Source organism: Faecousia intestinalis (assembly GCF_040096185.1).
In the GTDB taxonomy this organism is placed as follows: Bacteria; Bacillota; Clostridia; order Oscillospirales; family Oscillospiraceae; genus JAZOXB01.
The window spans coordinates 1-10,851 of sequence record NZ_JBBMFF010000235.1; the positions used below are offsets into that span (position 1 = coordinate 1).

Genomic DNA, 10,851 nt, shown 5'->3' on the forward strand with positions numbered 1-10,851 from the left:
CGTGTACGTCGGAGAAAATACCGCTCGGCTCGCAAACGTGCGAAGGGCGTGCCCTTCGTGCGCTGCAGCGAGCCGCAGCCCCTTTCAAACGAGAGCCCAGTGAAACGGGTCTCGTTTGAGAGCGTGTCGAAAAGGCTTTTTCGACACGCTCAAGCGCCGCGGATGCGGCGCTGCCCAGATCAGAACGTCATGGGGCGCTGCGGCCGCAGCGCCCCGCCCCATGGGGGTATCTTTCGTACCGTCCGCGGCAGTTTTACGCCGCGCGGCGCACTTGACACAGGCTATGGATTCCACTTTCTCTTCGAATTGGCCGTTCGAAGTGCATTGGCCCGATGCCGGAAAATGTTCCAGGACTGTGTCCGCTTTCAGTATGCCCCGGCGCGGCCGAACAATGCACGCCGCGTTGGTTCATTTTTTCGCATTTCAGGAGGAATTTTCCATGACGCAGGTTTTATCCGTTGCACTTTCCGTCGCCGCCGTGTTTCTGCTCGTGCGGCTGCTGTCCACGCCGCTGCGCTGGTTCTGGAAGCTGTGCATCAACACGCTCTGCGGCGCAGTCCTGCTCGGCCTTGTCAATTTACTCGCGCCCCTGACCGGGCTCTATATCGCCGTCACCGCGCCCGCGGCCTGCATCGTCGGCTTTTTCGGCCTGCCCGGCTTTGCCGCCGTCGTGCTGATGCAGCTGTTTCTGTGAGCCGCGCGGGTGCGGCGTCACGCCCCACTGCGGCAGCGGCAGGCGCTGCATCGCGCCGAATACACGCGCTTTGAGGTCGGGGTACGTCTTCGACAGCACGGCGACGAGCTCCTTGATCTCCTGCCGCTTCGTGTGCTTGTCGGCCGGGCACGGATTGTGCACGACGGGCAGGTCGTGCTCCGCCGCGAACGTACGCACCATGCCCTCCGTCAGATAGAGCATGGGCCGGATCTGCGTCACGCCGGTCCGGTCGAGGTACGTCACCGGCTCAAAGCAGCCGATCCGCCCCTCGAACAGCAGACTCATCAGGAACGTCTCGACGGCGTCGTCATAGTGGTGGCCGAGCGCCACCTTGGAATAGCCCTGCTCCAGCAGCGCCTGATTCAGCGCCCCGCGGCGCATCTTGGCGCACAGCGAGCAGGGATTGTTTTCCTTCCGGTGCTCGAAGATGATCGGCCCGATCTCCGTCTCCACGCGGGAATACGGCACACCAAGGCGCTCACACAGGCGTGCGACCGGCGAGAAATCCATGCCGCCGAGGCCCATGTCGATCGTGATGGCCGTGAGGTCATAGGAATAGGGCACATATTCCCGAAGCGCAGCCAGAAGCGTCAGCAGCGTCAGCGAATCCTTGCCGCCGGACACGCCGACGGCGATGCGGTCGCCCGGCTCGATCATCCGGTAATCCTCGATGCAGCGGCGCACGAGTCCCATCATTCTTTGCATGCGAATTCCTCCGTTTTTTCGAAAAATTGCCCCTTGAGCATTTGCGAGTATCCGGGAGAAAAACGGAGCATCCGAGAGTTCTTCCGGAGAAAAATGAAATTTCCGAATTTTGTGCTTGACAGCCGGTTTTTCCTGTGGTATAAAGAATAGGCTGTGCACGGGAATATTGTACGCGTGCAGCCCGGTTTTGTCAAAATATTTATTTTCAATATACGGAGGAACTCACTCATGTCCACGACACTGGTCAGAAAAGAGGACGTTCAGCGCAAGTGGTACGTCCTGGACGCAGCGGACAAGCCCCTGGGCCGTACCGCCGTCATCGCCGCCAACCTGCTGCGCGGCAAGCTGAAGCCCGATTTCACCCCGAACGTTGACTGCGGCGATTACGTCATCATCGTCAACGTCGAGAAGGCTGTTCTCACCGGCCGCAAGCTGGAGGAGAAGTATTATCGCCGTCATTCCGGCTGGATCGGCGGTCTGAAGGAAACGAAGTACAAGACCCTCATGGCCGAGCGTCCCGAGTTCGCCATGGAGCTGGCCGTCAAGGGCATGCTCCCGAAGAACACCATCGGCAGAACTGCCATGACTCGTCTGAAGCTGTTCAAGGGTCCGGAGCACATCCATGCTGCCCAGAAGCCCGAAGCCTGGACGCAGGACTAATCAGGAGGTAAAAGACGATGTACGAGAGCAAGAAACAGTATCATTACGGCACCGGCCGCCGCAAGTCCTCTATCGCCCGTGTCCGCGTTTATGAGAACGGCACCGGTTCCATTATTATCAACGGCCGCGAGATCGACGACTACTTCGGTCTCGACACCCTGAAGCTGATCGTCCGTCAGCCGCTGGTCACCACCGACCTGCTCGGCAAGGTGGACGTGGTCTGCACCGTCCAGGGCGGCGGCGTCACCGGCCAGGCCGGTGCCATCCGTCACGGCATCTCCCGCGCGCTGCTGGGCCTGAACGCCGAGTACCGCGCCGCTCTGAAGGCCGCCGGTTTCCTGACCCGCGACCCGAGAATGAAGGAACGCAAGAAGTACGGTCTGAAGGCCGCCCGTCGCGCTCCGCAGTTCTCCAAGCGCTGATCGAGATTTCAAAATGCCCAAAAACCCTGGAAACTCAACGGTTTCCGGGGTTTTTCTTTTTGTCCTGTTCTGGCTCAACCTGACCCAACCAAATCGTTTTTACCGGGGACAACTCGGGGACAACTCCCCTTTTTTCGTCTTTATGGGACAACTTCGGGGACAACCACGGGAACAACTTTTAGGCATTTGGGGGTAACAATATCGGCGCTTAACGGTCAACCTTTCCTTCGACATGCCGAAGGGATATGAAACGGCCAACGGTACGTTTGATCCAACTGTCAATACGCTGTTCATCAACAAAGAGATGCTCCAATCTCAACCGGAGTACGAGCAGATGTTCTATCTGTTTCATGAGCTTCGCCATGCCTTGCAGTATTTGCACCCGGAGCGCTTTGACGGACTGATTGCCAGGAGCCGCCTCTATGTCATCCAATATGATGGAACTTGTTATAAACTCGTTGACGGCAAATGGAAAGAATGCAAGCTCGAAGGATCAATAGAGTTTTTCACGGAACTATATCTTGGACAGCCCCATGAGCGGGATGCAAATGACTTTGCGTATGAAAGAGTGAAGGCACTTTTGGGAGCTTCCCCGGAGTTGCAGGAGCTCCTTGCGTTCTGGACGCCGAAAAAGCCGATATCAGATCAGGTGTATGAGGAACTGTACCGACAGATTGATGAAATCACAGGAGAAACGAGTTGTGAAACATCCAGATAAATGGCGGGAAACCATTGATCCTTTCTCGCTCGCTTATAAGTCCTTCCATCCAATAGAAATACTTGGCTATCCTCACGCCGGTAACGACGTATTCCACGCCAGGGGTATCTACAAAGGCAAAGAAGTCCGGGCCTACATCAAAGCCGCAAGACAGAAGGGTGCGGCGATTGAAAACGAGGTGGCGATTCTGTCACAGCTCCATTCGCCAATTTATCCCACAGTCCTTGATTGCGGGTTTGCCGGAACGCCCTTCTCCGTAACGTTGGAGCTGCCGGGCGAACGTCTATCGACCATTGTGGGCGAAAACGAAACGCTGGAATCCCTTAGCTTTATGGAGGAATACGGCGCGACGCTGGCAACGCTCCATCAGCTTCGCATTTCCGCAGAGCCAGTCAAGGACAGAAGGTTTTTCCACGTGCCGTCTGACGAGTTCTTAAAAACCTTGGGCTTGGAGGAATATAAAGGAATTTTTGCAAATCCGCCCAAGACGTCTGTCCGCTGCTTCTGCCACGGAGATTTCCACTATGCAAACATCTTATGGGACAGGCATCATATCAGCGGCATACTGGACTTTGAGCTGGCAGGCTATGGAAACCGTGACTTCGACATTGCCTGGGCTCTGTTCCGGCGACCGGGGCAGAAATTTCTGAAAACCGAAGTGGAGCAGAAAGCCTTTCTGCGTGGCTATCAGAGAACCGCTCCATGCGATCAAGAAGCTGTCAAATACTATATGGCCCAATGCTATGTATACTTTCTGCAATTCAGCGGAGATGATGCTGAATACTGCGATTACATACGCACTTGGGTAAAGCGGTTGATCTGCAAGAGGTACTAAAAATGTCAAATGCATATTATAAAGCATGTCCAGAATTTGATCGTTACAATGAACTGATCGAGAAATACTGGAACACAAAGCAGTTTGAGAAGTGCTTTGAAGGACACATGGAACTTGCTGAGAAGGGCTATCCCCTTGCCGAATGTCAAGTGGGCTACTTTTTCTATGACGGGATCGGTGTGGAGAAGGACGCGGATAAGGCGTTTTATTGGACGCAGCGTGCCGCAGAGCATGGTGATCGTGACGGCCAATTCAATCTCGCATATTTCTATGAAGAAGGGATTGGGACGCCTGTTAATATGGAAAAGGCAAAGCACTGGTATAAGAAAGCTGCGGAGCAGAACCATGATCTTGCCATCCAAAAATGCCAGGACTTAAATCTCGGGGATGAATAATATGAACGCAATTCGTTGGGTCTTCTTTGATATTGGTTCAACGCTGGTGGACGAGGAAGAAGCCTATCATCATCGGATCAGAGACATGATCCGAGGCACCTCCGTCACCTTCGAGCAGTTTTCCGAAAAGCGTATCCAATACGCCAAAGCGGGATATAACGGAGATCAAAAGGCAATCGAGTATTTCGCTCTCAACAAAACGCCATGGCACAGCGAGGACGAGGTTCCCTTTGATGATTGCGAGGAAACCCTGCGGACTCTGTGCGACAAGGGCTATCAACTTGGCATCATCGCAAATCAGAAGCCCGGAGCAAAAGGCCGTCTTGACGCTTGGGGACTTGGCCGATACTTCTCTGTGATTGCTTCCTCTGCAGAGTTGGGTGTATCAAAGCCGGACAAGGGGATATTTCTGCGGGCGCTGGCAATGGCAAACTGCAAACCCGAAAACGCTGTCATGGTAGGCGACCGGCTGGACAACGACATTCGCCCAGCCAAGGAGTTGGGCATGAAAACTATCCAAATTAGGAAAGGGATCGCCGTTTATGCAAATCTCTCCTGCGGGGCAGAGGTTCCGGATTTTACAGTGGACAGCCTTTCAGAGATATTAAGTATTCCATGTCTGATTGAGGAATTGCTATGAGATTATTATTTGAGATGGATAAGAAGGACTATGAATACTGCACCCACCGTTTCGTCCGCAACTCCGCCCGCAGCATCATCATAAGGGATGGAAAAATCGCCATGATCCACAGCTTGAAATACGATTACTACAAGTTCCCAGGAGGCGGCATTGAAAACGGAGAGAACCCAGTGGAAGCAATGATCCGAGAGACGCGGGAGGAAGCCGGACTTGTGGTCAAGCCTGAGACGGTCAAGGAATACGGCTATGTCCACCGGATTCAGCGGAGCGACATGGATTCCTCCGAATGCTTTGTTCAGGATAATTACTACTATCTGTGCAAAGCGGAGCCGGAAGCAGTTCGGCAGAATTTGGACGCTTACGAGGCGCAGGAAACCTATACATTGGAATATGTTACGCCCTTGATGGCAATTCAAAAGAACCGCAGCGTGGGTGCGAGCCCATATAATCCCATGATGTTTGAACGAGAAGCAAGAGTGTTGGAACTACTGATGTCCGAAGGATACTTTTGATTAGATGCGAAAGCACCGCTTGCGTGAGTTTTCGGAATGAAACGGAGGCTGCAATGAAACGAGTTGAAACAGCAATTTCCAGGCTGATGCCGGACATCGACGGCAAGCGTGTGTTGGAGCCCGCCTGTGGCTGCGCGGAGTTTTCTATTGCGGCAACAGCCCACGCCGCGGAGGTCGTCTGTTTTGATTTGGATGACCAGCGGTTGAACCCAGAGGCAACGCATACCGAAAGGCTCCGCTTTGAAATCATGGATGCCACAGCGATGCGCTTCCCGGACGGTTCTTTCGATACAGTTGTTTTGTACAACGCAATCGGCCATCTGGCGCATATCGCAGAACCTGTTCTGTGGGAATGCCTGCGGGTTGTGAACACGACCGGAGTTGCTTGGGTTGTAAGCTCCTTCCGCATGGACAAGGCAGTGATTCAGGAAACGCTTTTGCCGCTGTTGGATCATATGGAGTTGTCTTATTCCACGCAAGAGGACTCAGTTTACACCTATGTTCAGATCAGGAGGAAAACGAATGGCATTTGATTATAAGAAAGAGTACAAGGAATTCTACCTTCCGAAGGACAAGCCGTCGTTTGTGACGGTGCCGCCCATGAATTACCTTGCCGTGCGTGGCAAAGGCGATCCCAATGCTGCAAGCGGTGAGTACAAGGACGCCATCGGCCTCCTTTACGGGATTGCATTTACCATCAAAATGAGCAAGAAGGGCAGCCGCCAGATCGAAGGGTATTTCGACTATGTGGTGCCTCCGCTGGAAGGCTTTTGGTGGCAGGAAGGTGTCACCGGAGTCGATTATACCCATAAAGAGAATTTTGAATGGATTTCTCTCATCCGGCTGCCGGACTTCGTGAGAAAAGCCGATTTTGACTGGGCCATTCAGGAGGCAACAAGCAAGAGGAAGACAGATTTTTCCAAGGTGGAGTTTCTGACCTACGATGAGGGGCTCTGCGTTCAGTGCATGCACATCGGCCCATACGACAATGAGCCTGCAACAGTGGAGCTCATGCATCAGTTTATGTCTGAACAAGGGTATGCTCTTGACATTACAGATTTGAGATATCACCACGAAATCTATTTGAGTGACGCAAGAAAGACAGCGCCGGACAAGCTGAAAACTGTAATCCGTCACCCGATAAAGAAGGTGTAAGCTGAATGCGTGGTTTAAGAAAAAAGTTCTGGAAATTGAAAATAGGTATTGACCTTACAGCAAACTGCAATGATATAACGGTTTCAGAAAGGAGGTACATGATATGACAATTAAGGAATTTGCCCGTCTCTGTGGCTGCAATCCTCAAACACTTCGTTATTATGATCATGTTGATCTACTGAAACCGGTTAAGGTGGATCAATGGTCAGGATACCGTTTTTATGAGGAGGCGCAGGCTCTCGCCTTTGTAAAGATCAAAAATCTTCAAAAGGCTGGATTTACCATTGAAGAGATTAAAGAACTCCTTGATAAGGATAATCATGTGATCTACAAAGCCTTCGATGCTAAAATTGCGGAGGAGGAGAGAAGGTTGCAGGAAATCAAAGCTATCCAGAAGTCATATCAGACCGAAATGACAGATATGAAGAAAAAACTGGAAACCATTCGTGATATGGTTAAAGAATCCATGGAGGCATATGATCCTACTGAAGAGTTTGGTATAGACAGAGACGCCTATTCTCAGATGAAAGAAAGCGTAATTGGGTTCTTTGAAAGCATGATTAGCCGCAATGATGATAGTGATTATGAGTATTCGGAATACTCGGATAGCGACGAATCAGTGGAAGAACCGGAATATGTGGATCTGCTAAATAATCCGGACTATGAGATCGTTTATGAAAAGCATGGTTGGAGCTTTGTAAAAGAATTCTTTTCGGAGTTTTCCACCCTTGATGAAGGACAAGATTATGCGATGCTGTTCCTTCTTTCTCAAAATAAGAGCAATCATAATGCCTTTGTCAATACGGCCCTTGGTATGCTGCTGAGCTGCAATCCAAAAGACCCGGACAACAAACGGTCTCTGAGTTGTAATGCGTCGGATTCCAGCGATGGTCAGAATCATTTTTGGCTCTTAAAGAGAAAATAAGCCGTATAATCAACTTTACAACCCAGATACACTCTTCATTGAAGGAGGTGCAGCCGATTGGCCGCACCTCCTTTTTGACGTTCTGTTACCCTCTTGTAATTTTCTCCGAGTTGAGTATAATAACGATAACGGGATTTGAAATCCCGGATAGAAACAGAGGTGCTGGTATGAGGACAAAAGACCAAGGGACTCTCGACAAAATACTGAAGTTCGTAAATAAGTATTATCAAGAAAATCGTGTTGCTCCCACAATCAGCGAAGTTGCTGCTGGTGTCGGTGTGGCCAGATCGACAACTCATCGCTACATCCAGGAGCTTAGCGATAGAGATTTGCTTGATTACGGCAGAGGTATTCTTTCTGCGCCTGAGAGTGCCAAAATGAAGACAGCCTACATTGCCGCCCCGTTAGTTGGCTCGATTTATTGTGGCTCTCCGGAAGAGGAAGAGGAAAACGTCGAGGAGTATGTCAGCCTTCCTGTTTCTTTATTTGGCAAAGGAGACTTTTATATTCTCCGAGCCAAAGGCGATTCGATGGTCGATGCCGGTATCGCCGAAGGCGATCTGCTGGTGATAGAGCGTAATTGCCCTGCTTCCGAAGGGGATATAGTCGTTGCGCTCGATCAGGAACAGCAGAACACGCTAAAAAGGTACGTTGGCTTCGACAACGACGAAAAGTGCTTTATCCTTGCTTACGAGAATGAAGCACGGTATCCGGGAGAGGTCATAAAACTGAAGAGCTTCGAGGTTCAAGGTGTAGCTCGTCACGTAATAAAGGCTCTCTAAAACAAATTATTCAGCTCGGCAATGGTTTTCTGTTTTGGCATATCTGGTAGACAACGACGGCGAGTGGGGTGAACTGCGGTTTGATTTTGAAAACGGCGCAGCGGAGATCGTGAGGCTGGCAGATTGGGACACGACAACGTCCAACATCTTTGCAAAAACGGCGATACGGTTTGTGCAGGGCTTACCGGAAGCGAGACTGCTGAAATCTGTGGCCGTGCCGTTTTGGAAAGGCAGGGCATCATTATCCGCAGAGCATGACCTTTGCGCAGAACAGGCCGTCCTGATAGGTAACTGTACTTACTCCACCAGATTTTTCTGCGATATGGCGGACGGACTGGATACCAACACCTTCTCCTTTTCGCTTGGAGGACTGGAATACCCCGTCTTTTTCCCGGATAACTCCGTCATAGGTGTTTTCAACCTGAATCAGTGCCAGACTGCTGCCATGCAGATAGGCTGTCAGTTTGATCCTGCGTTGGGCAGGCGCGGTACGCAGGCTGGCTTCCAGCGCATTTTCCAGCAGATTCGAGAGAACCAGACACAGATTGATTTCGTCTACAGGAAGACATTCCGGCAGATCGAGCTGCACGGAAAATGGGATCTGCTCCCGCTTCGCAAGTGCGCAGTAATACCCGACCACGCCGTCTGCCGCCCGGTTTTCACAGAAATGCAGCTCCAGACTCGGAATTCTGGAAACTGCGCCGGAGAGATAGGCTTTGATCTTTTCAAGATTCCCTTCTTCTGCAAGGGCAGCGAGCTGACATAGCTGGTGGCGCAGATCGTGCCGCGCCTGCCGTGCTTCCTCAATGGCAGCTTTCAGGCTTTCGTAGCGCTGCTGCTGCATGGAAAGCAGCTGGTTCTCCTGCCGCAATCTCACATTCCGGTTGATGCTGATCGCCATCAGAAGGAAGATTGCGTTGAAGAAAAGCATCAAAAACAAAAGTGCGATGCTGATCACAAAATACCCCTGCAAAACACGCCCGGTATAGAGCGTGTCCGCATACTTGGGGATCATAAACAGATTCAGCGCAATGAACACCAGCGGCAGCACCCAGAACACATACCAGGTCTGCGCAAAATTTTCGTCCTCGACCATCCTCCGCACGCTGTGCGTCGCAGGATAATAGGCGATGGCGGCAAACAGCCAGCAGATCGCATGATAGCAAATCACGGCCCGCAGACAGAACCATGGCGCAGCCTGCGCCTGCGGCAAACCGGCCAGCATAGCGGCGTTGATCGCCCGGCAAAGGCTGTTGATACAGGCAAATACCGCACAGACAGATAATGCAACCGTTCCGGATTTCCAAAGCGAGATCCGGAGCGTTTTTATGTAGATCACGGCTGCAAGCAAGGTCAGCCCCGCAAACACCGGCGCAGTCGGCATACGGCGCACATAGCACACCACGCCTCCGGCGGCACAAAGCAGCGCAAGCAGCGGGGCAAGCCACAAAACAAGCTTTGACAGCGGCTGCTTTAAGCTGGATTTTACCGGGAAGTAGGCAAGCAGCATGCCGGGAATCACCACGCCGAGCTCCAGAATTGGACGCAGCAGCTCCATTATACCATACGCCCCCTTTGCAGCAAGAACTCCATAAATGCCTGCCGGGCACTTTTCAGAAGGTCCTGACTGACAAACACGCGGCTTCCGTCCGCCATGCGGAAGGCGGCGTCTTCCAGATCCTTCGCGTGTTCCAGATTCACGATCACGCCGCGCCCGCACACAAAAAAGCGTGTGTCATCCTTTAGTGGGGCGATGAACGTCTTGAAGGGTTGGCGCGTGGCAAGCGTCTTTTGAACCGTCGTATGGACGTAGATCAAGTGGGCGAAGTGTTCTGCGTAGACGATGTCCTGATAGCGCAGATGGATCTCGCTTCCCTCCACCTTTAGCTCCATATATTTATCCGGCTGCGGTACGCGGGCAAGCAGCTCGTCCGTCAGCGCGTCGATGTCCGCTTCGGTAAAGGGCTTGACCAGATAGTGCAGCGCCCGTACCTGAAAGCCCTCCAGCGCATGGTCGGTCGAGGTCGTGGTAAAAACCAGCAGGCAGTCCGTGTTGGTTTTCCGCAGCTTCTTTGCCGCCTCCATGCCCGTCATGCCATCCATATAAATATCCAGAAATGCGGCAGTAAAGGGCGCTTTCCTTGCCGCTTCCAGAAATGTCTCGCCGCTTTCGTATTCCAGAATATCCGCCTGTACGTTTCTCCGCTGAAGCTGCCACTCCAGCCGGTCTTTCAGCAGTGTGCGTTCCGCGGCAAGATCATCCACAATCGCAATTCTCATGCAGGGTTCTCTCCTTGTGCTTGAATTCCAAGGGAACCTCTGATTAAATTGCAAGAGCGGTCAGCGAGGGATTTTGTTCCAAATTGAGGTTTGGAAATTGCAGGAAT

Annotated in this window: 15 protein-coding genes; 12 read left to right on the forward strand and 3 right to left on the reverse strand. The window is 52.1% G+C overall.

Annotation, left to right across the window (positions count from 1 at the left end; all coding sequences use genetic code 11):
* Positions 1–439 precede the first annotated feature (439 nt).
* On the forward strand, positions 440–694 hold the full coding sequence (locus tag WMO66_RS09575) for a pro-sigmaK processing inhibitor BofA family protein (protein WP_279078047.1): 255 nt from the start codon (positions 440–442) through the stop codon (positions 692–694).
* Here the strand turns inward: WMO66_RS09575 and WMO66_RS09580 are convergent.
* Positions 578–1,420 carry a tRNA 2-thiocytidine biosynthesis TtcA family protein gene (locus WMO66_RS09580; protein WP_349136208.1) on the reverse strand — a complete coding sequence of 281 codons (843 nt, stop codon included), beginning with the start codon at positions 1,418–1,420 and terminating at the stop codon, positions 578–580. The genes WMO66_RS09575 and WMO66_RS09580 overlap by 117 nt on opposite strands.
* Positions 1,421–1,648: 228 nt before the next feature.
* On the opposite strand from WMO66_RS09580, the gene rplM reads away from it, so the two are divergent.
* The 11 genes from rplM (at position 1,649) to WMO66_RS09635 (ending at position 8,464) form a co-directional block, all read left to right on the forward strand.
* Positions 1,649–2,080, forward strand: a complete 432-nt coding sequence (rplM, locus tag WMO66_RS09585) for a 50S ribosomal protein L13 (protein ID WP_279078042.1) — start codon at positions 1,649–1,651, stop codon at positions 2,078–2,080.
* Between the two features lie 17 nt (positions 2,081–2,097).
* Positions 2,098–2,502 carry a 30S ribosomal protein S9 gene (gene rpsI, locus WMO66_RS09590; protein WP_279078041.1) on the forward strand — a complete coding sequence of 135 codons (405 nt, stop codon included), beginning with the start codon at positions 2,098–2,100 and terminating at the stop codon, positions 2,500–2,502.
* 334 nt (positions 2,503–2,836) lie between these two features.
* Positions 2,837–3,220: a hypothetical protein gene (locus WMO66_RS09595; protein WP_349136210.1), complete on the forward strand. Its 384-nt coding sequence runs from the start codon at positions 2,837–2,839 to the stop codon at positions 3,218–3,220.
* Positions 3,204–4,055 carry a phosphotransferase family protein gene (locus WMO66_RS09600; protein ID WP_279078036.1) on the forward strand — a complete coding sequence of 284 codons (852 nt, stop codon included), beginning with the start codon at positions 3,204–3,206 and terminating at the stop codon, positions 4,053–4,055. Before WMO66_RS09595 ends, WMO66_RS09600 begins: the two co-directional genes overlap by 17 nt.
* Positions 4,056–4,057: 2 nt before the next feature.
* A complete protein-coding gene (locus WMO66_RS09605) occupies positions 4,058–4,450 on the forward strand; it encodes a tetratricopeptide repeat protein (protein ID WP_349136211.1) in 393 nt (130 codons plus the stop codon).
* Position 4,451: 1 nt separating this feature from the next.
* On the forward strand, positions 4,452–5,090 hold the full coding sequence (locus tag WMO66_RS09610; protein ID WP_349136212.1) for an HAD family hydrolase: 639 nt from the start codon (positions 4,452–4,454) through the stop codon (positions 5,088–5,090).
* A complete protein-coding gene (locus WMO66_RS09615; protein ID WP_349136213.1) occupies positions 5,087–5,602 on the forward strand; it encodes an NUDIX domain-containing protein in 516 nt (171 codons plus the stop codon). Before WMO66_RS09610 ends, WMO66_RS09615 begins: the two co-directional genes overlap by 4 nt.
* 53 nt (positions 5,603–5,655) lie before the next feature.
* Complete coding sequence (locus WMO66_RS09620) at positions 5,656–6,135, forward strand: class I SAM-dependent methyltransferase (protein ID WP_279078027.1); 480 nt, start codon at positions 5,656–5,658, stop codon at positions 6,133–6,135.
* Positions 6,125–6,757: a GyrI-like domain-containing protein gene (locus WMO66_RS09625; RefSeq protein ID WP_349136215.1), complete on the forward strand. Its 633-nt coding sequence runs from the start codon at positions 6,125–6,127 to the stop codon at positions 6,755–6,757. Before WMO66_RS09620 ends, WMO66_RS09625 begins: the two co-directional genes overlap by 11 nt.
* 103 nt (positions 6,758–6,860) lie before the next feature.
* The gene (locus tag WMO66_RS09630) at positions 6,861–7,682 is read left to right on the forward strand and encodes a MerR family transcriptional regulator (RefSeq protein WP_349136216.1); all 822 of its coding nucleotides are present in this window, start codon (positions 6,861–6,863) and stop codon (positions 7,680–7,682) included.
* A 167-nt stretch (positions 7,683–7,849) separates the two neighbouring features.
* On the forward strand, positions 7,850–8,464 hold the full coding sequence (locus WMO66_RS09635) for a S24 family peptidase (protein ID WP_176923423.1): 615 nt from the start codon (positions 7,850–7,852) through the stop codon (positions 8,462–8,464).
* Positions 8,465–8,705: 241 nt separating this feature from the next.
* On the opposite strand, the gene WMO66_RS09640 is transcribed toward WMO66_RS09635, so the two are convergent.
* Positions 8,706–10,022, reverse strand: a complete 1,317-nt coding sequence (locus tag WMO66_RS09640; protein WP_349136217.1) for a GHKL domain-containing protein — start codon at positions 10,020–10,022, stop codon at positions 8,706–8,708.
* Positions 10,022–10,744: a LytR/AlgR family response regulator transcription factor gene (locus WMO66_RS09645; protein WP_349136219.1), complete on the reverse strand. Its 723-nt coding sequence runs from the start codon at positions 10,742–10,744 to the stop codon at positions 10,022–10,024. Before WMO66_RS09645 ends, WMO66_RS09640 begins: the two co-directional genes overlap by 1 nt.
* Positions 10,745–10,851 lie beyond the last annotated feature (107 nt).